37 protein-coding genes are annotated in these 25,897 nt (G+C 54.6%); 22 read left to right on the top strand and 15 right to left on the bottom strand.

Annotated features, from left to right (window positions below):
* Positions 1-62: 62 nt before the first annotated feature.
* Positions 63-1,406, bottom strand: coding sequence for a leucine/methionine racemase (locus E3E27_RS03640; RefSeq protein ID WP_167773462.1), 1,344 nt, complete (start codon positions 1,404-1,406; stop codon positions 63-65).
* 117 nt (positions 1,407-1,523) lie between these two features.
* Here E3E27_RS03640 and E3E27_RS03635 point away from each other — a divergent pair, with 117 nt between their 5' ends.
* A complete protein-coding gene (locus E3E27_RS03635; protein WP_167773461.1) occupies positions 1,524-1,985 on the top strand; it encodes an Lrp/AsnC family transcriptional regulator in 462 nt (153 codons plus the stop codon).
* On the opposite strand, the gene E3E27_RS03630 is transcribed toward E3E27_RS03635, so the two are convergent.
* The 3 genes from E3E27_RS03630 to E3E27_RS03620 are packed head-to-tail and all read right to left on the bottom strand — an operon-like array spanning position 1,982 to position 4,712.
* On the bottom strand, positions 1,982-3,058 hold the full coding sequence (locus tag E3E27_RS03630) for a Xaa-Pro peptidase family protein (RefSeq protein WP_167773460.1): 1,077 nt from the start codon (positions 3,056-3,058) through the stop codon (positions 1,982-1,984). The genes E3E27_RS03635 and E3E27_RS03630 overlap by 4 nt on opposite strands.
* Entirely contained in the window at positions 3,059-3,370 is a 312-nt protein-coding gene (locus E3E27_RS03625) for a cupin domain-containing protein (protein ID WP_167773459.1), read from the bottom strand.
* Between the two features lies 1 nt (position 3,371).
* Entirely contained in the window at positions 3,372-4,712 is a 1,341-nt protein-coding gene (locus E3E27_RS03620; protein ID WP_167773746.1) for a DUF438 domain-containing protein, read from the bottom strand.
* A 103-nt stretch (positions 4,713-4,815) separates the two neighbouring features.
* On the opposite strand from E3E27_RS03620, the gene E3E27_RS03615 reads away from it, so the two are divergent.
* Positions 4,816-5,301, top strand: coding sequence for a DUF1858 domain-containing protein (locus tag E3E27_RS03615; protein WP_240910666.1), 486 nt, complete (start codon positions 4,816-4,818; stop codon positions 5,299-5,301).
* Positions 5,302-5,418: 117 nt separating this feature from the next.
* Here the strand turns inward: E3E27_RS03615 and E3E27_RS03610 are convergent, their stop codons facing one another.
* The gene (locus E3E27_RS03610; RefSeq protein ID WP_167773458.1) at positions 5,419-6,213 is read right to left on the bottom strand and encodes a hypothetical protein; all 795 of its coding nucleotides are present in this window, start codon (positions 6,211-6,213) and stop codon (positions 5,419-5,421) included.
* A gap of 223 nt (positions 6,214-6,436) precedes the next feature.
* Positions 6,437-7,804, bottom strand: coding sequence for a hydroxylamine reductase (gene hcp / locus E3E27_RS03605; RefSeq protein WP_167773457.1), 1,368 nt, complete (start codon positions 7,802-7,804; stop codon positions 6,437-6,439).
* A gap of 170 nt (positions 7,805-7,974) precedes the next feature.
* Here hcp and E3E27_RS03600 point away from each other — a divergent pair, with 170 nt between their 5' ends.
* From E3E27_RS03600 to E3E27_RS03585, 4 genes are all read left to right on the top strand, one after another.
* The gene (locus E3E27_RS03600) at positions 7,975-8,361 is read left to right on the top strand and encodes a transcriptional regulator (protein WP_167773456.1); all 387 of its coding nucleotides are present in this window, start codon (positions 7,975-7,977) and stop codon (positions 8,359-8,361) included.
* Between the two features lie 71 nt (positions 8,362-8,432).
* On the top strand, positions 8,433-9,245 hold the full coding sequence (locus E3E27_RS03595; RefSeq protein ID WP_167773744.1) for a hypothetical protein: 813 nt from the start codon (positions 8,433-8,435) through the stop codon (positions 9,243-9,245).
* Positions 9,246-9,285: 40 nt separating this feature from the next.
* Positions 9,286-9,825, top strand: a complete 540-nt coding sequence (locus tag E3E27_RS03590; RefSeq protein WP_371731548.1) for a hypothetical protein — start codon at positions 9,286-9,288, stop codon at positions 9,823-9,825.
* A 57-nt stretch (positions 9,826-9,882) separates the two neighbouring features.
* Entirely contained in the window at positions 9,883-10,233 is a 351-nt protein-coding gene (locus E3E27_RS03585; RefSeq protein ID WP_167773455.1) for a thioredoxin family protein, read from the top strand.
* Here the strand turns inward: E3E27_RS03585 and E3E27_RS03580 are convergent.
* Positions 10,225-10,953 carry a cytochrome c biogenesis protein CcdA gene (locus E3E27_RS03580; protein WP_167773454.1) on the bottom strand — a complete coding sequence of 243 codons (729 nt, stop codon included), beginning with the start codon at positions 10,951-10,953 and terminating at the stop codon, positions 10,225-10,227. The genes E3E27_RS03585 and E3E27_RS03580 overlap by 9 nt on opposite strands.
* Before the next feature lie 63 nt (positions 10,954-11,016).
* Entirely contained in the window at positions 11,017-11,577 is a 561-nt protein-coding gene (locus E3E27_RS03575) for a glutaredoxin (RefSeq protein WP_240910665.1), read from the bottom strand.
* 87 nt (positions 11,578-11,664) lie between these two features.
* On the opposite strand from E3E27_RS03575, the gene E3E27_RS03570 reads away from it, so the two are divergent.
* Both E3E27_RS03570 and E3E27_RS03565 read left to right on the top strand, forming a co-directional pair.
* Positions 11,665-12,129 (top strand): hypothetical protein, encoded by a 465-nt coding sequence (locus E3E27_RS03570; RefSeq protein WP_014788067.1) that lies wholly within the window; start codon positions 11,665-11,667, stop codon positions 12,127-12,129.
* 103 nt (positions 12,130-12,232) lie between these two features.
* Positions 12,233-12,490 (top strand): membrane protein, encoded by a 258-nt coding sequence (locus E3E27_RS03565; protein ID WP_014788068.1) that lies wholly within the window; start codon positions 12,233-12,235, stop codon positions 12,488-12,490.
* 1 nt (position 12,491) lies between these two features.
* Here E3E27_RS03565 and E3E27_RS03560 read toward each other — a convergent pair whose 3' ends face one another.
* Positions 12,492-12,959: a YbhB/YbcL family Raf kinase inhibitor-like protein gene (locus tag E3E27_RS03560; protein ID WP_167773743.1), complete on the bottom strand. Its 468-nt coding sequence runs from the start codon at positions 12,957-12,959 to the stop codon at positions 12,492-12,494.
* 201 nt (positions 12,960-13,160) lie between these two features.
* Between E3E27_RS03560 and E3E27_RS03555 the strand changes: the two genes are divergently transcribed.
* Genes E3E27_RS03555 through E3E27_RS03540 form a run of 4 tightly spaced genes read left to right on the top strand, consistent with a single transcriptional unit; the run spans position 13,161 to position 15,546 of the window.
* The gene (locus E3E27_RS03555) at positions 13,161-13,622 is read left to right on the top strand and encodes a DUF2284 domain-containing protein (RefSeq protein WP_167773452.1); all 462 of its coding nucleotides are present in this window, start codon (positions 13,161-13,163) and stop codon (positions 13,620-13,622) included.
* A gap of 10 nt (positions 13,623-13,632) precedes the next feature.
* Complete coding sequence (locus E3E27_RS03550; RefSeq protein ID WP_167773451.1) at positions 13,633-14,088, top strand: hypothetical protein; 456 nt, start codon at positions 13,633-13,635, stop codon at positions 14,086-14,088.
* Positions 14,082-14,564 carry a hypothetical protein gene (locus tag E3E27_RS03545; RefSeq protein ID WP_014788072.1) on the top strand — a complete coding sequence of 161 codons (483 nt, stop codon included), beginning with the start codon at positions 14,082-14,084 and terminating at the stop codon, positions 14,562-14,564. Before E3E27_RS03550 ends, E3E27_RS03545 begins: the two co-directional genes overlap by 7 nt.
* On the top strand, positions 14,545-15,546 hold the full coding sequence (locus tag E3E27_RS03540; RefSeq protein ID WP_048151685.1) for a PIN domain-containing protein: 1,002 nt from the start codon (positions 14,545-14,547) through the stop codon (positions 15,544-15,546). Before E3E27_RS03545 ends, E3E27_RS03540 begins: the two co-directional genes overlap by 20 nt.
* Here the strand turns inward: E3E27_RS03540 and E3E27_RS03535 are convergent.
* From E3E27_RS03535 to E3E27_RS03510, 6 genes are all read right to left on the bottom strand, one after another.
* A complete protein-coding gene (locus tag E3E27_RS03535) occupies positions 15,543-15,830 on the bottom strand; it encodes a hypothetical protein (protein WP_167773450.1) in 288 nt (95 codons plus the stop codon). The genes E3E27_RS03540 and E3E27_RS03535 overlap by 4 nt on opposite strands.
* Complete coding sequence (locus tag E3E27_RS03530) at positions 15,827-16,480, bottom strand: hypothetical protein (RefSeq protein WP_167773449.1); 654 nt, start codon at positions 16,478-16,480, stop codon at positions 15,827-15,829. Before E3E27_RS03530 ends, E3E27_RS03535 begins: the two co-directional genes overlap by 4 nt.
* A gap of 70 nt (positions 16,481-16,550) precedes the next feature.
* Entirely contained in the window at positions 16,551-17,873 is a 1,323-nt protein-coding gene (locus E3E27_RS03525; protein ID WP_167773448.1) for a RuvB-like helicase, read from the bottom strand.
* A gap of 159 nt (positions 17,874-18,032) precedes the next feature.
* Complete coding sequence (locus E3E27_RS03520; RefSeq protein ID WP_167773447.1) at positions 18,033-18,794, bottom strand: 7-carboxy-7-deazaguanine synthase QueE; 762 nt, start codon at positions 18,792-18,794, stop codon at positions 18,033-18,035.
* A 2-nt stretch (positions 18,795-18,796) separates the two neighbouring features.
* Entirely contained in the window at positions 18,797-19,054 is a 258-nt protein-coding gene (locus E3E27_RS03515; protein ID WP_167773446.1) for a hypothetical protein, read from the bottom strand.
* Positions 19,055-19,113: 59 nt separating this feature from the next.
* Entirely contained in the window at positions 19,114-19,614 is a 501-nt protein-coding gene (locus E3E27_RS03510) for a hypothetical protein (RefSeq protein ID WP_167773742.1), read from the bottom strand.
* A gap of 501 nt (positions 19,615-20,115) precedes the next feature.
* Here E3E27_RS03510 and E3E27_RS03505 point away from each other — a divergent pair.
* The 10 genes from E3E27_RS03505 (at position 20,116) to E3E27_RS03455 (ending at position 25,889) form a co-directional block, all read left to right on the top strand.
* A complete protein-coding gene (locus E3E27_RS03505; RefSeq protein ID WP_014788081.1) occupies positions 20,116-20,376 on the top strand; it encodes a 50S ribosomal protein L37ae in 261 nt (86 codons plus the stop codon).
* A 34-nt stretch (positions 20,377-20,410) separates the two neighbouring features.
* The gene (locus tag E3E27_RS03500; protein ID WP_014788082.1) at positions 20,411-20,560 is read left to right on the top strand and encodes a DNA-directed RNA polymerase subunit P; all 150 of its coding nucleotides are present in this window, start codon (positions 20,411-20,413) and stop codon (positions 20,558-20,560) included.
* A gap of 53 nt (positions 20,561-20,613) precedes the next feature.
* Positions 20,614-21,255, top strand: a complete 642-nt coding sequence (locus E3E27_RS03495) for a ribosomal biogenesis protein (RefSeq protein WP_167773445.1) — start codon at positions 20,614-20,616, stop codon at positions 21,253-21,255.
* Positions 21,219-21,476, top strand: coding sequence for a KEOPS complex subunit Pcc1 (gene pcc1, locus E3E27_RS03490; protein ID WP_014788084.1), 258 nt, complete (start codon positions 21,219-21,221; stop codon positions 21,474-21,476). Before E3E27_RS03495 ends, pcc1 begins: the two co-directional genes overlap by 37 nt.
* 63 nt (positions 21,477-21,539) lie before the next feature.
* Complete coding sequence (locus tag E3E27_RS03485) at positions 21,540-21,890, top strand: prefoldin subunit beta (protein WP_167773444.1); 351 nt, start codon at positions 21,540-21,542, stop codon at positions 21,888-21,890.
* A gap of 30 nt (positions 21,891-21,920) precedes the next feature.
* The gene (locus E3E27_RS03480; RefSeq protein ID WP_167773443.1) at positions 21,921-22,253 is read left to right on the top strand and encodes a DUF3194 domain-containing protein; all 333 of its coding nucleotides are present in this window, start codon (positions 21,921-21,923) and stop codon (positions 22,251-22,253) included.
* Complete coding sequence (locus E3E27_RS03475; protein ID WP_167773442.1) at positions 22,231-23,214, top strand: bifunctional oligoribonuclease/PAP phosphatase NrnA; 984 nt, start codon at positions 22,231-22,233, stop codon at positions 23,212-23,214. The genes E3E27_RS03480 and E3E27_RS03475 overlap by 23 nt, the downstream gene beginning before the upstream one ends.
* A 1-nt stretch (position 23,215) precedes the next feature.
* Positions 23,216-23,542, top strand: a complete 327-nt coding sequence (locus E3E27_RS03470) for a hypothetical protein (RefSeq protein ID WP_167773441.1) — start codon at positions 23,216-23,218, stop codon at positions 23,540-23,542.
* Between the two features lie 1,092 nt (positions 23,543-24,634).
* Entirely contained in the window at positions 24,635-25,360 is a 726-nt protein-coding gene (locus tag E3E27_RS03460) for a tRNA-binding protein (protein ID WP_167773440.1), read from the top strand.
* Between the two features lie 49 nt (positions 25,361-25,409).
* Positions 25,410-25,889: a hypothetical protein gene (locus E3E27_RS03455; protein ID WP_167773439.1), complete on the top strand. Its 480-nt coding sequence runs from the start codon at positions 25,410-25,412 to the stop codon at positions 25,887-25,889.
* Positions 25,890-25,897 lie beyond the last annotated feature (8 nt).

Raw genomic sequence — 25,897 nt, 5'->3', positions numbered from 1 at the left:
GCTGTGTGGAATTTTGTTTAAAAAGTTTTCGAGGAATGGAAAAATAAACAGATTTATGTCAATCACCAGCCCTGAACCTTCGTCAGAACCTCGTCCGGCACTTTTCCTTCCTCGACGTCGCTTATGGCCCGCTCCAGCCTGTCCAGACCTTCCTCCAGGAGTTTCTCCTCTATCGTCAGGGGTGGCTGAATCCTGAGCACGTTGCCCTGCAAAAAGGCCAGGACGAGACCGAGCTCATATGCCCGCCAGACGACCTTCCTTGCCTCCTCGTAGGCCCTCTCCTTGGTTTCCCTGTTCTTCACGAGGTCAACGCCGAGCATCAGGCCGAGGCCGCGGACGTCGCCGATTAACTCGTGCTCTTCCTTCATCTTTTCGAGTCTCCTCTTTGCGTACCTTCCGAGCCTTTCCGCCCTCCTCAGCAGGTCTTTCTCCTCTATCTCCTCGATAACGGCAAGGGCTGCCCTGCTCGTCACCGGGTTGCCGCTCAGGGTGAAGGTGTGGCCAAGTGATGGCAGGGAATCCATGACCTCAGAGCGACCTATTATCGCACTTATCGGAAGCCCGCCTCCGAGGGGCTTGGCCAGGGTTATTATGTCGGGCCTAACACCGAAGTGCTCTATCGCGAACCACTTCCCTGTCCTTCCGAGCCCGCTCTGGACTTCATCAACCGCCAGGAGGATTCCATACTCATCGAGGATCCTCTTCACCCTCCTGAAGTAGCCCTCCGGCGGGACAACCATTCCAGCGTCGCCTTGAATTGGCTCGGCGAAGAGGGCGGCGGTTCCTTCGGCGTAGACCTCCCCCTCGAACTTTTCTTTTAGATAGCTTACACACTCCATTTTGCAGGTCTTTGGCTCCTTCCCGAAGGGGCAGCGATAGCAGTTCGGATACGGAACGTAGTGAACGTCGCTCAGCTCTCCGACTATGGAGCGAACCTCGAAGTCAAGGCCGGTTATGCTCATCGCCCCGTAGGTCGCCCCGTAATAGCTCCTGAGGTAGCTGAGTATTGTCCTTCTCCTCGTGTATGCCCTCGCGAGCTTTATCGCGCCATCGTTGGCGTCGCTACCAGTCATGCCGAGACTGACCTTCGGACGCTCAATCGGAGCTATCTCGGCGAGCTTCTCCGCAAGGAGAAGCGGCTCAACCGGAAAGCCGTAGATGAACGTGAAGTGGATTAACCGGTCCGCCTGCTCTTTTATCGCCTGGACAACGCGGGGATTGTTGTGGCCAACGTTCTGAACGGCGGCATCGCTCAGGAAATCTATGTACTCCCTGCCTTCGATGTCCCAGACGCGGGCGTTCTCGGCCTTAACCCCAACTATCGGAGCGTAGGTAACGCGCGCCGACCTCGGAAAAACCCGTGAGTATCGCTCCAGAACCTCCTCCTTGCTCGTGGGATAGTCCATGCTCTCACCGTACTGCTATACGCGCTTGGAATTAATAGCAATTTCGCCCAAATTTTGCTAATTTCGCAGAAAGAGTTAAATGGATAGCAAGATAATGACAAAAATCGGGGTGAAAAAATGCGTGTTAATGAACATCTTGACGAGCTTGACAGGATGATACTGCATATCCTTCAGGAGGACGGAAGGGCCAGCTACTCCGAGATAGCGAGACGGCTGAAGGTGCCGGAATCGACGGTCAGGCTCAGGGTAAAGAAGCTCATCGAGAGGGGTGTTATAAGAAAGTTCTCCGCGCTCATAAATCCCTTCAAGGCGGGCTACTCGATAGTGGCTTTCATAGCGGTCGACGTTGAGCCGAGCAGGGTCAAGAAGGCCGCAGAGGAGCTGAGCAAACTGCCGGAAGTGGATGTTCTCGGAATCGCCACCGGAGCGCACGACATACTCATGCAGGTGACTGTGAGGGATTTACACGAGCTTGAGAGCTTCCTCATCGAGAAGCTCGGGAGAATAGAGGGAATAAAAAGCACGGAAACGTCAATCCTCACGAGCGTCAGGAAGTGGGGCTACGCGAGGGTGTTTTAGGTCACCCTCTCCAGCCCGTCTTTCTTGACGATGTAGGTGTCCTCGTGCTTTATCGCGCCCTCCGGAATCATAAGCGGTGGATGTATTATCGTCAGAACCATGTTCTCCTGAACCTTCGCGGCCCTTTGAGGGACGACTATGGTGGCTATAGGCGGTTCCTCGATGAGCAGGCCAACGCCATGGGTGTAGCCAGCTATGTACGCATCTCCAAAGCCTTTCTCCCTAAAAAAGCTCGCGAGCTTCTTCTCAACGGCGTTGATCGGCACTCCCACCTTTGTCTCATTCAGTGCAAGCCTGTAAGCCTCCTCCTTAACCTCGATGGCCTCCCTGACCCTTTCGCCCGGCTCTCCTACAACGAAAGTCCTGGCCATGTTCGCGTAGTAGTGGTTCCAGTCGGATCCGATAACCACGGTAACGACGCCGTTCTCAGGAACCCTAAGGTCGCGGAACGGCTCCGCATGTGCCCTCGGAGTGACTGAGACGTAGACCTTGGGATCCTCGCTGCCGTTGAGCATCAGCTCACTAACAACTTCCGCCGCTATCTCAAGCTCGCTGAGGCCGGGCTTTATCGTCTCTTCAGCCACCTTCATGCCCTTCTTTGCTATCTTCCCGGCCTTCCTGATGTTGTCGAGCTCCCACTCGTCCTTTATCATTCTCAGCCCCATCGTGAGGTCCAGGATGTCAACTATCTCAATCGTGGGGTTAAGGCGCTTGAATATCTTGAAGAATATCAGGTAAGCGTCGCGCTCTATACCGAACTCGAGTCCAACGCGCTCCATTCCGTTGGAGTGTATCCACGTCACTATGCCGGCCATTAAATCCTCGACGCGCTGAAACTCGATGACGTTCTCTATCCAGCTCTTTTCCCGGAAAAGCTCTGCCTCCCCCTTGACCACGTAAACAACGGGCTCTCCTTCGGCTGGAATGAGGAGACTTGGACGCAACCACTTTGTTCCTGTGAAATATATGAAGGTGGAGAGGGTTCTTATGACGGCCCCATCAATGTCGTTCTCCCTCAGGAGTTCCTGAAAGCGCTCAACTCTTTTTCTGAATATCTCCCTATCCCCTCGCATCTACATCACCTTGATCACGAGGAATGCCATGTCAAGGCTTCCCTCGTTGGAAACCGCATGGGGGACTTCCTTCGGCAGGTATACTGCGGCCCCCTTTTTAACCTCAACCCTTTCCCCGCCAACCTCCACAGTACCTCTCCCTTTAATGACGTAAATGAAAGCATCGACAGGTGTCGTGTGTCTCTTCAGGCTCTCCCCCGGCTTCAGGGTTATGTAAAATATCTGGGCGCTTTTCTCATCCATCAGCTTCCTCACATCCACTCCGTGTGGGTTGTCCACCCGCGGGGCGTCTTCAACACTAACAACAATCATCTCAGTCCCTCCAGTCGAGCAGTCTCTTCTCGCCTTCAATCTTTTTATATGGTGCGATGTCCATCGTCATCTCCAGCGTCCCCAGGTAGTTTCCGTTCTTGTCGAAGAGGGGCACGTACTTTATGTAAACGTACTTGGGGCCAAGCCTGAGCCAGAAGGTCGCCTCCTTCTTCCGCCCCTCCTTGAAGGCCTTGAGGATTTTGTTCACGATGTGGACGCTCTTCGGCGGGTGGCAGAGCTGGACGGGCCTTCCGAGGACCGAGGGAGTCCTCGCGAATATCCTCTCGCCGGGTGAGAAGAACCTCACCCTGTCGTCCCTGTCTATGAAGGTAACATCAACGGGCAGGGCCTCGAATATCGCCTTCAACTCCTCGACGCTGACGTAGCCCGTTCCGAGGTCTATGTCCCCCTCGCGCCTCAGCTCTGTCCTGTCGAACTCCAGTGGCTGGCCCCTCAGTGCCTCCTGAACCTCCCTCGGAAGGTTGAGGAGTTCCTCGGCGCTCAGCTCGGGATCAATTTCCCAGGGGTGGAGGGGCTTAACGTCCTCCCCGGGGTCCCATGCGGGCGGATTTACCTTGTAAAATCCTATCTCATCTTCCTGAAGTCGTATCGCCTTCCACTCCCCGTCGCTCAGAAGGGCCTTCAGCGTGGGGTAGTAGATGTTGTTCTCCCTGAAGACCATGTCGCTCAGGGCAAATGAAGCTTCACCAGCTTTGTTTTTCAACCGCTCCACGAACTCCTCCCAGGGCATTTCGTCCCTCTTCCTTAAAAGCTCGGCGAGGTACTTTATCATGAACCTTATCTCGTCGTGCTTCGTCCAGAGGACGGTGGCTATGGCGGTGAGACCGCGGCGCTCGATGTAGGGGAATGTGAGCATCTCGTCACGGTTGTAGTGGGTGAAGCCGACCTTTCTGAGGTTACCAACTATCTCCTCCAGAACGCCGAGGATTTCCTGTCGCATGCGTTCGTCCTTCGTCGTCGCGAGGGTTCTGGCGTAGAGGTTGAGCATCTCCGCGTCCTTCATTATCTCCTTGTTCTCGTCGTACCTTATCTTGAGCGGATGTCCGTCGGGCAGGCCCTTCTCCTCGAGCTCATCTGTCCCGGCGACGGCCTCCCTCACGAGCTCCACGTGCAGGTCGCACATCTTCGCTATGTCCTTGGCGGAAACGCCCTCCCTCACGAGCTCCTGCTCTATGATAGGAATCTCTAGGGGTGAGATCGAACTCAATATCTCCTGGAACTCCTTCTTCAGGCTCTCAACGCTCTCTCCCTCATGGATTCTGAGGAGAAGTCTCTTCAGCTGCTCCTTCTTGTATTCACGATTGTTCAGTAGCTCAGTCATCTTTACCACCTTCATGACAGGTGTCATGAGAGATATTTATAAGCATTGCTGGGCATATTTGCCCAGCAAAGTTTATATGTCGCGCGTCATAAAATGGGTGGTGATGAACATGATGCTCGATGTTCGGGGATTACAGCCCCCTCAGCCGGCAGTTATGATTCTGGAGGCCCTTGGAAAGCTAAAGACCGGAGAAACGCTCGAAGTGATTGGTGATAAACCCTTCATTGACATGGTGGGGAAGCTTGAGGAAGCGGGCTACCTTGTTGAGCTGAGGGAGGTCGGCAGGGCCTTCGTGCTCAAGATAACCAAGACCGAGAACTCGAAGGAACCTGCAATGGAAGTCAAGGAGTGCGACGATAAGCTGGAGGAAATAAGTGAGAACACCAACGTGGCCAAGCTCCTGAAGGCCTACCCGGAGGCACTTAAGATACTCATCAAGTACGGTTTCTCACCTCTTGAGAATCCGGTCATGAGGAAAACGCTCGCCAGGACGATAACGCTGAAGCAGGCGAAGAAACTCATCGGGATGAGCGACGAGAAGTTCAAAGAGATGATGAAAGAACTGAAAGGGCTGGAAGAAGGTAGATAGTTCAGTTCAAAACATTTCCATTTAGGTTTATTTGTTTTTAGTAATCTCAACACCTACGATGAATTTATTGTTTGTTAATCCTTAAAGCCACCAAACTTTGGGGAGGCCGTTACCCGCTCAATATGGTTCAGCCCCTGTTTGAGCTTTAAAGTATTCCTCGGTCCTCTTGATTAAGAATTCGTTTTTAATTTTCTTTCCAATATGCTTGAAGATCAACGTGGTTACCTCTCCGCCGAACCATGCTTTGTCTTCAATTAACTCTCGGTAGCTCTCTTCATCGGTTAAATCGCTTTCTCTTACTGAAACAAGTATTTTATATCTATCCAATCTCTTGATTAGGACATACTCTTCCTCCTCCCTTCCGGGTCTTTCAATCAGCTCGTAGAGACCATTCTCCAAGCCTAAGAGTTCTTTCTCCACAATGGTAACGCCAGAGGGAATGACTTCAAGCTTTCCCCGTTTTACGGTTTCGACCAACCATTCGTACAGGAGGAACTGGTTGTTTTCTTCAAAGCCTGCATCTCTGAGGTCGTGGTCGTCCGTGTAACCACAGATGAAAACCGCCCCAACCCTCATCAGCTTTCCGAGGAACTTCATAAGTTCGGGGCTCAGGACGAACAGCCACCTGCCGGTGGAGACCCCAATCTGGAGGAGCGTCATGTTCTCCTTTGAGTACGTTTCAACCTCAAGCCAGTCAAAGGAATCTCCCTCAGTGGTCTTCAGCCCGTAGTGCAGTTCTCCCACTGCAACCAGCCTAAATCCCCTCATATCAAAGATGAACTTCAGGTGCTCTTCTCGTCTTTCCCGCTGGTACGCGAGTTCACGAGTGTACTTGAACTCGCGCGAGAGCTTATCAAGCACTTCCTTCCAAGATTTATCAAACACGGCAACGGTATAATAAGTAGTCCCCATTTCACTCCCCCCATGATTCATTACATGATGAAAAATCCCCAATGCTGTTCACGTGGATAATAAATCCAGACTTTAAAAAATCTACTATTGAAAATATTAACACAGCGATAGCAGTTAAAATACAATTACTGCTCCCAGGAAGTTCAGATTGCAACCACCAAAACAGGACAATCAAAGAACCGGCAGAAGCCTGATAGAATAAAAGAGAAAAAGAAGAGTTGATTTAATCAAGCTCCTCAGCGAGGGGTGAACCCTCTTCTATCTTTATTCCCCTGCTCAGCATGTCTCTGAGGTCGGCCTCGGGATCACCGGTAAGCCTGAGGTCAAACTGCCTCCGGAGGACTTCAAACACGTTGGGGGTCAGGAACTCAGGTGGTTTTGGTCCGATGTAGATGCCCTTGATTCCGAGGTAGAGGAGAGAGTAGAGTATCGCTATGGCTTTCTGCTCCATCCAGCTCAGGACTATGCTAACCGGCAGGGAGTTCACGTCGGTTCCGAGCTCGTTCGCGAGAGCAATTGCAATCTCGATTATCGAGTAGACGTTGTTGCACTGGCCGAAGTCGAGGAACCGCGGGATTCCTTCGATGGTGCCGTAGTTCCTTGCATTGTAGCGGAACTTGCCGCAGGCCGCCGAGAGTATCAGAGCATCGTCGGGGATCAGCTCGGTGAGCCTCTCGTAGTAGCCCATGCCCTTGTGCGGCGTATCACAGCCGCCCACCACGAAGATGTGCCTTATCTTGCCCTCCTGGATTAGTTCTATCAGCCTGTCCTTCATGGCCAGGACGTTTGTGTGGTGGAAGCCCGTGAGGAGCTTTCCGCCATCTATCTTCTTCATCTTCGGCGTCTCAAGGGCGCGCTTTATGAGTGGCTCGAAGTTGTAGTCCTCGATGTGGGGGACACCTTCAAGGCCGGCTATTCCAACGGTGAAAATTCTATCCTGATATGCCTTCGTTGGCTGCTGGACACAATTGCTGGTTCCGAGTATAACGCCCGGGAACTCCGCGAACTCCTTCTTCTGGTAGAGCCACGAGCCTCCCCAGTTGCCGTAGAGGGCTTTGAACTTCCTCAGCTCTGGGTAAGCGTGAGCTGGAAACATCTCGGCGTGGGTGTAGACCTTCAGCTCTTCCTCAAGGTCCATCTCTTCAATCTGCCTGAGGAGTTCGTAGAGGGCTTTGTAGCTGTGGCCGGTAACGAGTATGCCCTTCCCCTCTGCAGTTCCGGTCGGAACTTCAACGGGCTCGGGTCTTCCGAAGGTCTCAACGTAAGCTTTGTCGAGGAGCTTCATCGCCTCAAGGTGCACCCTTCCGTTCTCAAGGATGAGCTCTATGAAGCGGTTCTTGTCGAAGTTTACGTTGGTGAGGGTTGAGTAGAGGGCCTCAGCTAAAAAGTGGCCTATCCTCGGGTCGTCGTAGCCGACCTCAAGGGCGTGGTAGTAGTAGGCTGAGGTTCCTTTTATACCATACAGCAGGGCCTCCTGAAGGGAGTTGAGGTCCGGGTCTTTGCCGCAAACTCCCCTTATAGTGCATCCTCCAGCTAAACTCATCGAGCACTGGTTGCAGAGCATGTCCAGATTTTTGGGCGCCTTTATCATTTTCAATCCCCCTTTATGACACGTGTCATATCCTTCGATTATAGATGAAGCGTCCTTCATAAAAACCTTGCGGTTTCTTAACCTAAAGCGGTTATATGACTTATGTCATAGAAACGTGAAGGGGAGCTTGACAGAAACCCTTAAATATTCCACACGTCATAAATGATACCATGAAAACGAATGCGTTCGAAGTAGCTTCACGTTACGTCTATCCTTCGCTTAGGAGAAGGCTCGTGGAGATACTGTATGAAAATGGACTGAAACAGACGGAGATAGCGGAGCTTCTCCACATAACCCAGTCGGCCGTTTCAAGGTACCTCAACATGGGCCGGGGGGCGCTGATAGACGTTTCCCAGTTTCCCGATATAGATTCAGAGCTCTCAAGGCTCGCAGGGAGGATAACAGAGGAGCGTCCGAGCGAGTACGAAATACACTCCGAGCTCGTAAGAATTTCGCTCGAACTGCTCGGGAAGGGCTACGCCTGTTCCTTCCACGCCAGGATAGACCCGGAGGTAAACCCCGCCGAGTGCAATGTATGCCTCGAACTTTTCGGCTGAGCTAAGGCTTCTCGGAGTCTCTAAGGGAAGGTTTAATACCTTTCAATGCCTATTTTAGCCCGGTGATTGGCGTGAAAAGGGCACTCGTAACTTTAACCCCTCCGGAGAGCAAGAGGCTTATCGCAAAGGCGGTCGTAGCTATGCCGGAAGTTCAGCGTGCCCTAAAGCACGGTTTCGTTTACATAGCGACCGGCACCACCGCTGCTTACATAGCGGAGGAGATACTGGGGGAGGAAATCGAAAAGGAGAAGTGGACCGTTGGAGTGATAAGCAGGGGCAGAACCTGCGTTACGCCTAGGGAAACCTGGCCCAAGCACCTCGTCCTCTACAAGGGTGAACCCTTCGACGACCCTCTCGAAGCGCTCAAGCAGATGGGCCCGAAGGACGTCTTCATCAAAGGCGCCAACGCGATTGACATAAACTGGAACGTCGCCGTTTTTGCCGCCGCCCCCGACGGAGGGACGATAGGCAAGACCTTCGGCTGGACGATAACGAAAGGTGTCTTCACGATAACGCCGGTAAGCCTTGAGAAGTTCGTGCCGACGCCCGTCGAGGAGAGTGCCAAGCTGACCGGAATATACTCCTTCGACTGGGGGACCGGGCTTTATTCCGCTCTCGTGCCGATACCCCACTCCCACCCGGTAACGGAGGTTGAAGCATACAGGATACTCGCCGGAGTTGAGGCAATTCCGATAGCGGCAGGAGGAACCGGTGGGGCCGAGGGGAGCGTCACCCTCGTGCTTCAAGGCGAGGACGAGGCAATGGAGAGGGCAAAAGAGATAACGAAGGCCGTTAAGGGAGAGCCATACCTCAAGCCCTACACCGAGGACTGCTCGGTCTGCCCGTTCGCGAAGATATGCGGACTTGGAAGCGGGGTGTTCTGATATGTCGAGGAAGAAAACGTTTTTCGCCCTTTTGCTTCTCGTGCTGCTGGTAAGCCCACTGGCGCTTGCAGATGACTACGAGGAAGAAGATGAGTATCAGGCACGCTACATACCTCTGGCGGTTCTGGGCGTCGCGATGATAGCGATTGGAGTTGTCTACTACTCTCTGACGAAGAGAAAGCTAATAATAACTCATGAGACCTCGTCCGAGTGGGGCTTTAAGCTGAAGATGGAGAATCCCTACATGACTGTTATAGGCCCTGTTTCACCGATGACCGTTCACCACTTCTTCACGATAACTGGAACGGTACTTGCGCTGATTCACTTCTCCTCCTGCAACAACTACACCGGGACCGCGGGCGCCACAGGACTCGGAATGGCCATTGTGCTGATCCTCCTGAATTCCACCGGATTTATAGGCCGCCACCTGAATCGGAAGATCATAAGTGAAGCCAACGGTGGAGACATGGAAACCACCAAAAAGTACGTTGAGATATACGAGAAGTGGAAAAAGGTTCACATCATGCTGACTGTGATATTCGTGGTCCTGCTGATAGCACACATAAACGCAGTTGGTTGAATCTTTTTAAGTTTAAATTTTTTAAGCCAGTGCATTTCTATCCTTGAGGGGGATAACATGGACGAGCTCGAGATGATAAGGAGAAAGAAGATGCTCGAACTCATGAAGAGAGCCGGAATGATAGAGGTCAAACCAAAGGGGCCTAAGGTTGTAATTGAGGTCATAACTTCACCCGGCTGTCCCTACTGTCCGATAGCGTGGGCGATGGCCCAGGAGCTTGAGAGGAAATACGAGGGCGTCATAGCGAGGGAATTAAGCGTTGCAACACCCGAAGGCCAGAGGAAGGCCATGGAGCACAACATAATGGGAACCCCCACCATACTCATAGACAACAAAGTGGAGTTCATAGGGGTTCCGAATTTTGCGGAATTTGAGAGAAGGGTAAGGGAAAAGCTCGGTTTACAGTGAAGCACCCGTAAGAACCCACACCCCTATCGCAATCAGCAGTATCCCCGCTATGACCGACAGCTCCCGGCTGTGCCTCACCATCGCTTGCGAGAAGTGCTTGCTCTCGGTGACGCTCCCCATCGCCAGCAGGATTACAACGAGCGGGAGCACGAAGACGAGGTTGTAGAGAGCAAGGAGAAGGAAGGCGAGAGCTTTCCCGGCCTTTGAGATTATTATGGCGTAGACGAGGTAGCTGCCGGCGGAGCACGGGAGCAGGGTCGTCGAGACGATGACTCCGAGCGTGAATGCCCCGAGAGCGGTCGCGTCGCTGCTGAATATTTTCCTCCGGATTTTGCTTTTGTCGCCCACGCGGGACTTCTCCATCAGACCGGTTACTATCGTGTACCCTCCGAATACTATCGCCGCAATCCCTGCGACCCAAAGGGGCAGATAACCGGCAAAGTACAGCAGGCCAACTCCAAGGAGATAGTAAGAGACGTAAACGGCAGCAATGAAGGCCGCACCGATGAGGTAGAGCCTTCTCTTCGACACCTCCCTGACGGAGAGTGCTATTAGAAGCATCGTGTAGATAACGAAGGTGCATGGGTTTATCGAGTCGCTCATAGCGAGGGCAAAGAACTTTGGTACAAAGTCCACCATGCCCAGCGCCCACAGCGCGAGGGAGCTAACCCCAAAGGAGGCCAGAAGGATTATCGCCAGTCCCTTTACCTCACTTCTCATGGTAGAAAGTTATCGCGGGCCTTTTTGTGGATTTCGAAAACAAAAAGTTGGGAACAAAAGTATTCAGCTGGAGTCAGGCATCTTGTGCTCGACGAAGAGGACGTAGAGTTCGTCTATTACCTTGGCCGAGTCCTCCTTGTCGCGCGGCAGTATGTATGCCTGGCCGCCAACAAAGAGTATCACGCCATTATTGCTCATGGCTGCCTGGATTATCCTAGGCGTTGCGGTGACGTTGAACTCTCCTTCGATTATTGCGTAGAGAGTTCCGTTGTAGGTTATGGCTATTGCCGGGACGCCCTGTATTCCTGTCAGCTGGTAGATCTGCTGGAAGAGCTTTGTGTTCTCTTCGTTGTCCACCAGCTCGTAGTAGGTGAGGCTATCCTCTCCGTAGGTCTCAGGAATGAGCTTCTTCATGTTCTGACAGTGCGGACAGGTCTTCATACCGTACATGTAGAAGTGAATCTCGTCGAGGTATATCTTTGTCCCGTTCACGACGACGTAATCAGGAATGCTTGAAGTGGTCGTCTGGGTCGCCGTTGGGCCATTGGAGTTCGAAATACAGCCTGAGGCCACCCCAACGATCAGAAGGAGGACCAGTACAACCCCGGTTTTTCTCAATTTCATCACCCTGTGATAGTTGTACCCCGGAGTTATAAACCTTGGCCGCGGAACCCTTAAATTCTTCAACATCGATTATTGTAGGGGGTAAACATGCAGGAGTGGTACCGCTCCAGGGCACTGTACGAGGCCGTTCAAAAGCTGGTGGAGTCAGGCAGGATCGATGAGGCTCTCGAAATGGCTGAGGGGATACCCGATGGCAACATACGATCGAAGGCGTTCTCACACATAGCCGTGGAGGTGGCAAAGTCGGAAAGGGATTATCACGAGGCGCTGGAGAGGGCAGTTAAGGCGGCTCTCGACATCGACAACCGCGACGAGAGCACAAAAGCCCTGATGAGCCTGGCCTTTGAGTTCCTGAACATGGGCAATCCGGAGGAAGCCCTCAGAATTTCCCGGTACATAACCGACCTCCCGAATAAGTCAAAGGTCGAGGCGGAGGTGGCGCTGGTCCTCGCCAAATCCGGCAAGGTGAGCGAGGCGATGGAGATAATCAACGGCATCATGGACGACGACGTCAAGACCTGGGCCATGTCGAGGCTCGCCAGCCAGCTTTAGCGCGAATCTGTATATTTTCTGCCGATTTCTCCAGAATTTTGACATCGGAGGGGCCACAAGACTTTTTTAAGCTTCCCCCCTCCAAGGAGGGAGGTGAGAAAAGGTGGAGAGCGGAGCGATAATCGGACTTATTGGAATGCTTCTCCTGGTCAGCTCATGGGTTCCGCAGACGATAGAGACCATAAAAACGAGGAAATGCCCCCTGAACATGCAGTTTATACTGATCTACGTCACCGCTTCGACGCTGCTAACTGTTTACTCCTACATCATAGGGGACTGGATATTCTTCGCCCTGAACTTCCTGGCGGCCTTCCAGAGCGCCATAAACCTCGTCGTGAAGCTGATGGAGAGGAAGGGGTAGCTCACTCCCTTCCGTACAGTCCCACCAGCTCCCCCATCTGGATCACGTGGCCCTCCATGGCCCTCTCCAGCTCTTTTCTGCTCGCTCCCGGATCAAGCTCGAGGACTGTGTCGAGGGCGTAAACCCTGAAGTGGTAGTGGTGTACCCCGTGACCCTTGGGCGGACACGGGCCACCGTAGCCGATCTTTCCGAAATCGTTCCTCCCCTGGACCATCTTCACAGGAGCATCAACGACGCCTTGGGGCGGAACGCCTTTGGGAATTTCCCCCAGCGGCGGTATGTTCCAGGCTATCCAGTGGGTGAAGGTCCCTCCAGGTGCGTCGGGGTCGTCCATTATGATGACGAGACTTTTAGCGTTCGGATCTATGTGCCCTATGAATATCGGGGGGTTCACGTTCTCACCGTCGCAGGTGAACTCGACGGGTATGTAGTTCCCGTTGTGAAACACCGAACCTATCTCAAGATCCATTTCTACCCCTCCATCGGGCTTTTTCTCGGCGGTACAGCCGGCAGTACCGGCAATAAAAACCAAGAGCAGCACCACCATCAACCTCTTCATATGAAGAAATTGATTTTCAAACGTAAAAACATTTCGGGACCAGACTTTTCAAAACTTCACTAGGCCGGGAATTGATTTTTAAAGATGTCACCCATATTCTTTTGATGCCCCATGAAGGTGCTCTGGGAGAAGGAGATACCTGCGGAGAGCATAGTCGTCTCGCCGAGACCGGTCTGGAAGTGCCGGGCCTGTCCGATGTACGGAAGGAGGCCAAGCTGTCCGCCCCACGCTCCGGACTGGAGGGAAACCAGGGAGTGGGTGCGGCACTTCAGGAGGGCCCTGATAATCAAGTTCGAAATCGACATGGAGCGCTTCGAGGAGGAGAAGCGGGAGGCGATCCTCTACCTGCTCAGGCGCGAGGCCGAGCTCTTCAGGGAGGGGAAGCTCTACGCGATGGCGCTCTTTCCCGGGAACTGCAACCTCTGCGACGACTGCCCCTTCGAGAGGGGGGAGCCGTGCAGGCTTCCAACGAAGGTCAGGCCGAGCATAGACGCTGTAGGGATTGAGATCGGAGAACTCGTCGGGATAGACTTCTCCGAAAGCGTTTTGTACGGGATGGTGCTAATTGAGTGAAGGTGGTAAGATGAGGGAAAACGTTTCACCCCCGCGCCTGAAGTGGGGAATCTCGCTCATCATGACGCTCGTCTACGCCTTCGGAGCCACGTGGTTCTACTACCTGCCGTCGAGGGGGGAGCCGGAGCTGGACGTCACGTTCTGGGGACTGCTCGCCCAGTTCCTCGTTTTGAGCTTCCTGTTCTGGATAATCCTGATCCCGGAGAGAAGGTCAAGCAGGGCTCCCGATATGCTCATGCTCACAGTTCTAACCGTTCCAGCTGGAGTACTAGCGTCCCTGCTCTTCATCTTTGCGGTCACTTCCTTCGGGATTCACGAAACCTACGGCGCTGGCTACTTCGTCCTTGCCCTTGTGCCGTTCCTAATAGCCCACAAAACTGTGAAGAGTCGCATTTCCTGGATTCCATTTGCCCTTGCACTGGTTTATGGTCTCGTGGCGTACATATGGGGGAATATGCCATGGTGAAGGTGGCCTACATAACCCTTCTCGGCCGCTCCCCCTGGGCGGTCGTGAACACCTACTACAAGCTCCTGACGAGGGGCGGGAAGGCGGAGAGGATATACGTGTTCACCGAGGAGAGGTACAAGCACAACCTTCCAAAGGTGGTCTCGGCAATCAGGGCAATATCTGAGGCCTACAACCTCCACCCGAAGATAGAGACCGAGGTGGTGCCGGACTACGGGTTCTTCGTGGCGGACAGGAAGTTCAGGGAACTTTTCTCGAAGCTGGAGCGCGAGGGCTACCGCATGGGTCTGGACATAACCTCCGGCAGGAAGGCCCTCGTTGCAGCCGCCATAGTCCAGATAAAGGAGTTTCCGGTGTCGTTCATCGTCTACATGGGTCTCCTCGACACCGAGTTCCCGGACAGGCCCTACATGATGATTCCAACCCATCTCCAGCCGATAAAGAACTTCCTGGGTGATGAGAGTGAGGGAGATTAGCGAGGTCATCGAAAAGCCGGAGCTCCAGATACTCCTCAACGTCCTGGGGGAAATAAGGGTCAGCTATCCCCTCTACGGCCTTCCCCTGCTGAGGGCGAAGCCGACGGAAACCGGCTACCGCGTCGAGCTCACCGTGAGCAGGAGGGAGTTCAACGAGAGGGTCCCGGAAAGGCTCTCCAGCGAGCTTCCAACCTGGACCGACTTCTACGAGTGCTTCATATCCGCCGGAATAGTGCGGTACGCGAACATCGACGAGTTCCTCCAGAACCTTGAACTCTACGAGAGGCTCAAGAAGGGCGTCGCCTTCGCGCCCGACACCAACCTCTTCTACCATCGCTTTATCTCAGGGTTCAGACCCCTCGACGGGTACCAGATAGTCGTGGCCGAGGGGGTCAAGAAGGAGATAGAGAACGCCATGAACTACAAGTACAGGCACAGGGAGCTGGAGGAGATAAGGCGCGAGGTGAGGAACGCGAGCCTGCTCCGGGAGTTCAGCAACAGGAGGACAAAGAGGAGCAGGAAGGCTGCCTACATAGCCCTCAAGGAGTTCGAGAGGCTGAAGGACAGGATAATCATAGCCGAGAGCGTTAAGGAGCCGGCCCACAACAACGACGAGATAATCGTCAAGTCCCTGAAGCACTACGACAACATGACGCCCACGCTTCTCGTCTTCCTCACCGCCGACATAGCGATAACCGATGTGGCCGAGATGGAAGGCCTGGAGTACTTCCTCTTCAGGTACCCCCGGCAGGAGATTGGAAGGCACGAGGTTTCGGCCTACCAGCTCAGGACGCTCCTCTTCAACCTCGCGGCCGTCTTCGGCGTCATAGAGGTGAACGGGATAACCGTCTTCGGCGAGTTCGGCGGCAAGCAGGGTCTCAACGAACTGAAGCTCGTCTTTCCGGCCGAGAACAGGGCCTACCACGAGTTCGAATTCCACCTCAAGCTGTCAAGGAAGCTGATGGAGATAATGAACGGTTAAGCCTTCAGCTTGAATTTCACGAAAAGGGCCGCCAGCTCGAGCACGAACATGAAAACGGCCAGGAACTCCGCAAGGGTCTGGCTGATGGGGAGGAGAAGCAGGGGCACCGAAACCCCGAGCGCAACCAGCTCTTCCCCTTCCCTGCTCCCGCCACCGTAGCGGTACTCCAGCGCGAAGGTGAGCCAGCCAAGAAGGACGACAGCGGCCCTCGCGACCGTGGGCTCCCAGAACAGCAGGCCCAGCCCAAGGACGAGGAACGGGAGCGCATAGAAGAGCCGCCTCATTGGTCCACCCCCAGTACCCCCGACGACACCTCTGTGCCGTTGTGGAGGACCACAAACTTGAAGCGGTTGGGTTCCGTGACGTTGAGGGCAAGCTCAAGTTCCCCAGCCTCCAGAAGAACACTCCCCGAGGCGTTGTTCAGGTACTCCGCGCTCCACCTGCCCGACACTGCCTTTTCGTCCTCCGGGTGAACCGTGAGGTATGAAGTCGTCTCAAGGCTTCCTTCCGCCGACCAGACCGCGACGGGAAGCCTCTCGGCGTAGGGGACGTAGGTGACGCCCGTAACCATGTGCCCGTTGATGCTCACGTTGAAGTCCCTCGGAACGAAGGCCGGAGAGAGCCTAAGGACGGGAATGCTCATGCTCGCGTTTAGCTCCTTCCCCGTCACCTCGACGGTGAAGACGTAAAGGGTGACGTTGATAGAATTGAGAAATGCGTCCGTTTCGTTTAGGAACCTCCTCGGGACGGTGAGGTAGCCCGTGAAGGGACCGGTTACCTCGGCCGTGCCAACGGAGACCGTCACATTGGAGTTCCAGTGAGATGATGCGTTTTCAAATTCTCCCTTGGGAAAACCGCCGTCGATGTGGGTCCACCCAACGAGCAGGACATCGACGAGCAGAAGGGCCACGACCGTTAAAACTCCTCCCCGCATTATCCCACCGGAAGTGTTAAGGTGTCAAGACTTAAAAGTGTTACTTCAAAAACGAGTGGAAAGAGGAAAATCAGCTGAGCATGCCCTCAAGCTTCTCCACGAACTCAATGCTTCTCCTGAGGTCGGCGAAGTACTCCTTGGCCTTCTCGACGTGCTTCCTCTCAACCCTTCCGCCCTTGGCAAGAACGCTCGCCGGCGCAAGGAGCTGGACGGCGTAGCGGAGGCTGGTCTTCTCACCGAGCTCCGCGAGGTACTCGATTGCCTCCTCGCTCACCTCAATCTTCTCCTCCCTCGCCCTTATCTTGACTATCTCTCTGATTTCGTCCTTCTTGTAAGGCTCGGTGTTGATTATCAGGAGCCTGTCGAGCATGTCTATCGGCATTCCGTGCGGCGCCTCAAGGTCGGTGCCCCTTATCTTCGTCCTTCCGCGGTTGGTGGCGAGGATTAGGATCGGCGCCAGCTCGCTTTCCATGGCCCTCGCGAGGAACGAGAAGGCCTCGATGTCGAGCATGTGAACCTCATCTATGAAGAGCACTCCCGGAACGAGGGTGGCCTTCCCCTCCTCAATCCACTTCTTGACGGTCTCATCGACGCGCTGCCTTATCTCGTCGCTTATCTCGGCCCCGGTGCTGAAGAGCAGGCCGAAGATGTTGCCCCTGGCGTTGGCAACGTCGAGGTCGTGGAGCGTAACGGTGTAGGTGAACTCCTTTATCTTGAGCACCGGACCGCTCGGGAGGTTCACCTTCCTCTTGAAGAAGAGCCCCTCTTCCTCCTTGGTGGTTCCAATCTTGGAAATCCTGCCGGTCTCGGCGTCTATCTGTATGACGTCGCCCTCCTCGATGCCCATCTCAAGCAGCTGGTAGGCTATCTCCCTTCCTGCCCTAATCGTCTTCTCGTCGTCCTTGGTGCGGAGGGTTATGATGACGCTCTCCGGGATTTCGACGTAGGGGTTGAAGGGGTGCCTCGTCTTGTTGATTTTAATCTCCTTGACTTCACCTTCGTAGACCTTCCTCTCCTCGCTTATCCTTACTCCTATCGCCCTCCTGAGGGCCCCCTTCAGGAACTCCGTCTTCTTGACCTCGGCGGAGTAAATCTCGCTCCCTGCTATCTGAACGAAGGGCACATCTTCGCCAAGCTCCCTGGCTATGCCCATCGCTATTGCAGTCTTACCGCTTCCTGTCGGGCCAACGAGGAGAATTCCCTTTCCGGCGAGCTTGCCGCGCTTGATGAGCTCAACCGCTATTCCGGCGGCTTCCCTCGCCTTGACCTGGCCCACCATTCCGTCGGCCATGAACCTGGCCTTTCCGTTCTCATCAAGACCAAGGCCCTTAATGTGGGAGTGGCTTCCGATTCTCTCAAAGCTCTTGGTGGTCACTTCCTCGATAACCGCCATGCCACCACCCCCGATTTTAATCTTTCCAGGGGTTACTAAAAGGGTGGAGATTTAAAAATTTGACGGCGCGGCTCAGGCCGTCGATCCCGGGCATCGCTCACCCCAAAGGCCAATGTCATCATCGCCGGAAAAAGTTATGATGGACCCTTAAAAACCCTCTCAAAGCACGTTGAGATACTTATGAACCTGGAAGCTCAGCCCGACGTTCTTTCTCCCCATAACCAGGGCCGCCTCGCGGTAAATGTCCATCAGCTTTTCCTGGCTTATCTCTATTGGCTCCCTCGGCTGGATTACGAGGGGAGCCAGGCCCTTCAGCAGCTCCGCGTACCAGCGGACGTTCCCGGGCCTCGTCTCGGACGTAACGACGAGCTTGGCGTAAACTTTGGCCCCAGCTTCCTTCAGAATCCTTACGCTCTCGACCTCGCGGAGAACCAATGAGCGCCAGTCTTCAGTTGCCTTGGCAGTCTCGTCCTTTATGTCCACGCTCGCGTAATCTGTAACGCTAGCAACCTCCATGATCAGCTCCGGAAGGCCGCCGTGCGTCTCCAGAAAGTTGTCGAAGCCGAGGCTTTTCATCTCCTCCATTAGAGCTTTAAGCGGTTTCACCTGAAGCGTCGGCTCGCCCCCGGTGTAGCTTATCGAGTGTATATCGCCGGTATCGAGGCGGAGTATCGCTTCAACGACCTCATCGAGTGAAGCGGGGTTCGGCCTGTACTCGAACTTCCCGGTGAAGGGTTCAACCTCGTAGCGCCAGCGGGAAACGCGGGAGGCGTTGATGTACTCCCGGGAGTCGCACCAGAGGCAGTTAAGGTCGCAGCCGGCGAACCTTACGAAAATCTGCCTCCTGCCAAATGCTGAGCCTTCAACGCTCCCCCCTTCACCCTGCCAGCTGTTGAAGACCTCTGCCATTATGAGCCTCATGTTCACACCTCATCGAGCTCGATTCCCTTAACGTGTTCGCTCACATAGCCCTCGAGAATCTCAATGCGGACGCTTCTATCTTCACCCCTCATGTCCGCCATTAACTGCACTCCCCTCGCATAGTCCCAGAGGCGCCTCTTGGCTTCCTCGGTTACGCTTTCGGCCATGACTATTATTTCGCTGGCATCCTCACTGCTCGCTATCTCAATGACCTTCCTGGCGTCCTCCTCGGTGAAGGTTCCCCTCTTCTTGAAGAGCAAGCGACCACCCCCACAATTGCATAATTATGTGATTGCGTAATTGCATGGTTAATGGAGGCTCAAAGGTACCGCATCAGCAGTTCAACGGCCTCCTCAAATATCTCCCTGTCCCCTCCGTCGAGAACGCTCTCGAGGTAGTTGAGCGAGACGAGGTTGAGGATTATGTAGGCCGTGTTTCTGTCCAGGCCGAGTGAGTAGGCGTCGTAGTAAACGCGCTGCTCGCCGAGGGCCTCGTTGAGCATCTCGACGAAGTAGTTTATCTCCTCGACCGTCAGCTCGTCCCACCTGCTCTCCATCTCGTCGAAGTAGCGCTCCATCGTGCGGAGCGTTTCGAGGTCGAGCTTCAACGTCCCCTCGAAGTAGGGAAACTCCCCGACGCGGAAGACCTTTATCCCCTCGTCGTCCCGGATTCCAACATAGTCCCACAGGAGAACGCCTTCTATGGGATTGTGGCCGTACTTGCTCGCCAGATAGGAGAAGCGCTCCATCACCGCGTCCACATCCTCCAGGAACTCCTCCTCATCATGGAAGTGGATTATCTTGCTTATCGTTCCTGCCATGTCTTGCACCTATGGGGGAATAGGGCCAACTGTTATAAGGTTTTATGCATAGGGACGAATGCCCGACGAGTATTGGGTTGCGATGACGTCGGGACCCCCAGGGGGGCGACAGCTCAAATGCCCCCCTTACAAACTTCGCCTGCGCGAAGTTTGATCAAGGTTCGTGATTCCTTTTGGAATGACTATCAAGAGTGGATTTCTTCGAGAGTTATCTTTGAGTGTGGATTCTCTCATAGAAATGCTTTTTTGGAAGGGTTCAAGTTTTTAGCGCTCCGTAGGAGCGCGGTTTAAGTGGAACCCGTGTGGGAAAAACTCCGTCTAGTGAATCATCTTTCCAAGGACTAAATTGGGTGTTGAAATCCCTTTTCAAAGGAGCCTCGGGGAGGAATCACACCCTTTTATGAAACCTTGCCCGGCAAAGTTTCCAGGCAAAGGTTTATAAAACGTCCCCGGAAACACTCTCCAGTCGTGAAAATCGGTTGGTAATTAGGGGTGATGCTCATGGGAAGGACTACTAAGGTCGGTTCCGCTGGAAGGTTCGGTCCAAGGTACGGTCTCAAGATTAGAAGAAGAGTGGCCGCCGTTGAGGCCAAGATGAAGCAGAAGCACGTCTGCCCGGTCTGCGGAAGGAAGGCCGTCAGGAGGATAAGCACGGGCATATGGCAGTGCCAGAAGTGCGGTGCCACCTTCGCCGGCGGTGCCTACCTGCCGACCACTCCGGCGGGGAAGGTCGCCAAGCGTGTCACGGCCTCCAAGGCCTGATTCCTTTCCTTTACCTGGTTTTAGGGTGATAAACATGGTGATGGCCGTTTACCGCTGCGCGAAGTGCGGAAGGGAGGTCGAGCTCGACCTCGAGAACACCAGGGAAGTCCGCTGCCCCTACTGCGGCAGCAAGATACTCTACAAGCCCAGGCCGAGGGTGGCCAGGCGCGTAAAGGCGATCTGATTCTTTCGTTTCGAAAGCCTTTTATCGACCAAAGCGGGTTTTAAGTGAGGACCATGATGCTGATAACGACTTCCCACAGACCCACCAGAAGAACGAGGAGCTTCGGGCACGACCTGGAGAAGGTGTTCCCCAACTCCCTCTACCTGACAAGGGGAAAGAAGACGATACAAGATTTGCTCATGGAGGCCTACGATAGGAACTACGAGAGACTCTTGATAATCAACGTCTGGAAGGGCAACCCGCTCAAGATGACCTTCATCAAGGTCGACCCCGAGGACTGGGGCTACCTCGGCTACCTCTACCTCCACGGCATAAAGCTCCAGCGCGAGATCGGTTTCAGGGACGTGAGGCCGATACGGGAGGAGATGCCCCTCGTGGTGACCACCGCCAAGCGCGTCGGCCTCGACCACGTTGCCTTCGCCCAGGTTTTTGCAGAACTCACCGGTGGAGTGTTCGTCCCGAGGAAGGAGCGCTCGCTCCTCGGCATAGCCGACAGGTACAACACCGACGTCCTGAGCGTCATCGAGAGGCACCCGCGCGGAATGGCGATTAACTTCTACCGCCTGGACGTCAGCAGGGAGAAGGCCGTCGGCCCTCTCATAAGCGTCAAGATATGGATTATGGAGGACGGGCGGAGATGGGACTACAAGGAGGCGTCATGGCTGAAGAGGAAAACTGGCCCATCGAAGGAGTGATAGAGCTGTCCTTTCCAGATGAAGAGGTCGCCAGGGTCATCTATGAAAGCGTCCTCTACGAGCACGAGAGCGTGCCCTACAGGAGGAGCAGGATAGAGTTCCTCCGCGAGGGGAACAGGATAGTAATCCGCTTTCTCGCCAGGGACAACTCCGCCCTGCGCGGAACGCTGAACTCTTACCTCCGGTGGATAAAGGTAGCCATGGATTCCCTGGAAGTTTAGCCGAAACTATTTAAAGCCAGCCCCTTATTCTAACCCGGCATCGCGATTACGGAGGTGTTGTTAATGCAGAACATTCCGCCCCAGGTTCAGGCCATGCTCGGTCAGCTTGAGAGCTACCAGCAGCAGCTCCAGCTCGTCATTCAGCAGAAGCAGAAGGTCCAGCTCGAGCTCACCGAGGCAAAGAAGGCCCTCGAAGAGATCGAGAAGGTCGATGATGGAGCTACCATATACAAGACCGTCGGAACGCTCATCGTCAAGACCGAGAAGGGCAAGGCCGTCGAGGAGCTGAAGGAGAAGGTCGAGACGCTGGAGGTCAGGCTCAACGCCCTCGAGAGGCAGGAGAAGAAGCTCAACGAGAAGCTCAAGGAACTCACCGCCCAGATACAGTCCGCCCTCAGACCCACCGCGGGCTGACCTCTTCTCTTTTCCTTCGGGGTGAGAGCGATGGACGAGGGAACCAGCGGAAGAAGGGTCGTCCACATCGGTCTGCCGGAGTTGAGCGAGGAGCAGCTGATGGAGATAGGCGAGATGGCACAGGAAACTGTGATAAAGCACGTCTTCGACGCCCTCAACCGGAGCGACGTTAAGGACATCGAAGTGACGATGAGGATAAACCGCGACGAAACCCTCGACCTTGAGATAGAGGTTTACCTGGAGGTTCCGGTCTTCGTCAGGGTGGACGTCGATGGGCTGATAGAGGAGGCCGTTGAGAAGGCCTACGAGGCCGTTGAGAGGAAGCTGAGGGAGATTGCCAATGAAGGGAAAACTGGAGCTTAAACGCTTCCTTGAGCGCTCAGGGGGCAAATCCTTCCTGCTTCTCTGCCACCACAACGCCGACCCCGACTCCCTCGGCTCGGCGATAGCCTTTGCCCTCTACCTCAAATCAATCGGGGTCGAGAGGATTAGAATAGGCGTCGCCCAGAGCGTCTCCTCCTACGCCAAGCGGCTTTTAGCACTCTCACCCGTCCCCCTTGAAAAAGACCCGGTGGTTAAAGAAGATGTGGTTGTAATCTTCGACACCTCCTCCATCGAACAGCTTGAACCCATCGAGATCCCGCACGGTAAGGCCGTAATCGTCGTAGACCACCACATCGAGAAGGAGAGACCGATTAGAGCTGACATAGCGGTCGTTGATTCATCGCGCACCTCAACTGCCGAGATAGTCTGGGAGCTGTTCAAATACTTCGGCTTCTACGACGAGACCGCCGTTAAAGCCCTCCTGGCGGGAATAGTCACCGACACCGCCAACTTCCGCTTCGCCAACGCGAGGACCTTCAAAGCGGTAAGTGAGATGCTGGAGCGCTTCCCGGTTCAGATGGGTGAGATTTTCCAGCTTGTAGCCCCTGCCAGCGACGAGAACATCGACCAAGCAAAGCGCATGGCGGTCCTAAAGGCCTGCCAGAGAATGGAGATAAGGAAGTTCAGGAGGTACATCATTGCCGTCTCGAAGGTTTCCGCCTACGAGTCGCTCGCCTGCAAGGTCTTCCTCCAGCTCGGGGCCGATATAGCGGTTGTGGGGAGCGAGAAGAAGGGAGTGAGGATTTCGGCGAGGGCAAAGGAGAGTCTCGTCAAGAAGGGCCTCCACCTCGGTAAAATCATGGAGAAGGTCGGACCGGTCATAGATGGTTCCGGTGGTGGACACGCCGGTGCCGCCGGGGCGAACGGAAAGGGGAACCTTGACGAAGGAATCAAGTTAATCTTGAAGGAGATAGAGAAGTTTTTGAGGGAGGTAGATTGATATGGCAAAGTGTCCGCTCTGCGGAACGGCCCTTGACTGGGGGGAGCTGATCGAGCAGATGCTCGTCATTGAGGACGCCGAGGAGGTTTTCCAAGACCGCGAAAAGTTCACGGAGGCCTTCAAGGGCTTCGTCTTCAAGTGCCCCCACTGCGGCGAGGAGTTCTACGGGAAAAATCTGCCGACGAGGGAAGCGGAGAAGGTGTTTGCACTGCTCAACGAGTTTAAAGGCTCCATAGACTGGGAAAACCGGAAGGTTCGCCTCAGGCTCAACAGCCTTCTGGCACTCGACGCGATGCTTGAGAACTGGGACAGAAAGGTCAAGGGTTAGCGATAGCCTTTTTTACTTTCGCCCCCTATTTCTACCGGCTGGTGGTTCTCGTGGAGGCCGTTGAGCTTTACGTGTCGAAGGGCGACTACCGGGGCGCCCTCAAAAGCGCGTTGGAAATAAAAGACCCAATAAAACGCCTGATAGCCCTGACCGAAGTCCTGACGGCCTTTCCGCGGGACGAGGTTCTGAGCCATATGCTCGATGCTCTGGAATCCACTGGTGGTGCACCCGAGAGGGCCCTGGCATATTCAATCCTCGGAAGGGCGCTCTACACGCTTGATAGGGATCGGGACGCCGAGACGTACTTCGAGAACGCTATTGTCATGGCGAGGAGCATAGACTCGCCGAGGGTCCGGGGAGAGGTTCTGGCGGGAATAGCGAGGAACCTCGTCCTTTCCGACCGTTACAAGGACGGACTGGAGCTGTTCAGGGAGGCCGTTGAGCTGCTCCAGGCTTCTCGGGGACTGTCATCGGCGGCCACTTCATCGCTCATAAAGGTCGCCCGGCTAATTGAGAAGAGCGCCGACGAGATACCCAACGAGATTGCACTGGAGTTCTACGAACTGGCCAGGGACGTTTACGCCTCTATATTCTTCAAACTTCAGGCGAAGTACATGGAAGACAAAATGGAGCTCATCAAAGACGTTCTCAAGAGGGGCAAGGCAGCGGTGGAGGAGCTCCTTGAAAGGGGAGAAGTCGAGCTGGCCATCTCCATGATGCGCTTCCTCCCTCTGGAGGAGAGGGCCATAGCAATGCTTGAGCTGGCCTACTGGCTATGCCTCCACGAGCAGCCCAGGCTCGGCAGGAGGGTCTTTGACGATGCCCTGGAGATAGTCTTCGTCGGAAAGTTCAGGCCGACCGACAGGGAGCTGGGGGGAATAGCAAGGCGCTTCCTGCGCATAGGCTTCCTGGAGGAGCCGCTGATTCTGGCGGGTGTTATCAAGGACGATAGAATCGCCTCGGAGCTCCTTGGAGAGGTGGCCTTGGCCTACGCTCGCTGGGGTGACAAAGCCAGGGCACGCTCGATAGCCGAGGGAATAAGGGACGAAAGCGTTAAGAACCGCGTTTTAGAGGCACTGGAGGGTGAGAGCTATGTGGGACACGAGCAAGGATTACCGCTTACTGGTGGCGGAGAAATCGGTGGAGCTGTTCCTGAAGACGGTGGAGGGCGCGAAGTTCAAGGGGAAGTGGAACAAGAAGGGAGCGATTCAGCTGGCGAAGGAGATGATTCCGGAGATACAGGCGATGAGGTACAGCTACGTGGAGCCGAAGGAGCTGATTGAGACACCGCAGATGAAAGCTTTGAAAGAGAAGGCCTTAGCTATAATCGAGGCCCTTGGCGGGGAGGATTGGCACCACAAGTTCATCAGCCTAGCCGATAAAAGCGAGCGCGAGAAGGTCGAGGAGCAGGTTGCAAAGGTCCGCTTCTTCCTGAACACCATCCTCGGCCTTGACAAGCGCCTCGCCCTCGGGAAGATAAACGACCCGGTCATAGCGGTGGACATCAAGGTAGGTGAGGTCATGAGCGTCGGCAAGCACCCGAACGCCGACAGGCTTCTCGTCACCAACGTGAACATCGGCGACAGAGCCATTACCGTCGTTACGAACGACCTGACGGTGAAGGAAGGAAACCGCGTTGCCGTTGCCCTGCTCCCGCCGGCCAACTTTAGGGGAATCGTCAGCGAGGGTATGTTCCTTGGCGCTGGCGAGGGCGTCCTCAAGGACGTGAAGGGGGAGATAGGTGGCCTGCCCAAGGGGATTCCGCTGGAGGCCTTTAACGAGACGAGGAACCTCGTGGAGGCGTTTTTGAAGGGGTGATTTTTTACGCAATCAAAAAATTTTTAACTTTTTGGCGTGGGATAGTAACGTGGTAAATGTGAGAAAATTCATCTCGTCCATGCTCATACTGGTGATGGCGCTATCCCTCCTCTGGGCACTTCATTCAAAGGGAGATTCCGAACCGGAGAGGGTTTCTCCGATTCTCTCCGCGTACTTTCAGATTCAGGAACTGCTGGAGGAAGAGTATGGAATCCACGTGGAGATTGCTCCACTATACACCACCCTCTGGGTAAGGGGCGAATGTCCAAACTGCACGGTGGTGAAGGCGGAAGGTCTGGTAAACCGCTCGAACGAAACTTATTTGGTATCCGTTGATTTAGAAAATGGAAGCGTGAGACTAATTCTGGCGAACGAAAGCGTGAGGAAGAGCTATATCCACTTCTTTATGGAGCACGGCGGGAAAGTCTCCGACTGTAATTCAGTCGTGAAAAGCGCCTACAACGGGAGCTGGACCGCAGGAAATGTCGATGGAACGTGCGTTGTTCCGGCGATTGTTCGGGTTGGGTGAGGGGGTTC

It is taken from the genome of Thermococcus sp. MV11 (genome assembly GCF_012027285.1).
GTDB lineage: Archaea > Methanobacteriota_B > Thermococci > Thermococcales > Thermococcaceae > Thermococcus > Thermococcus cleftensis.
Note: the sequence above shows the minus strand (reverse complement) of the source record. Positions and strands in the feature narration are given on the sequence as shown.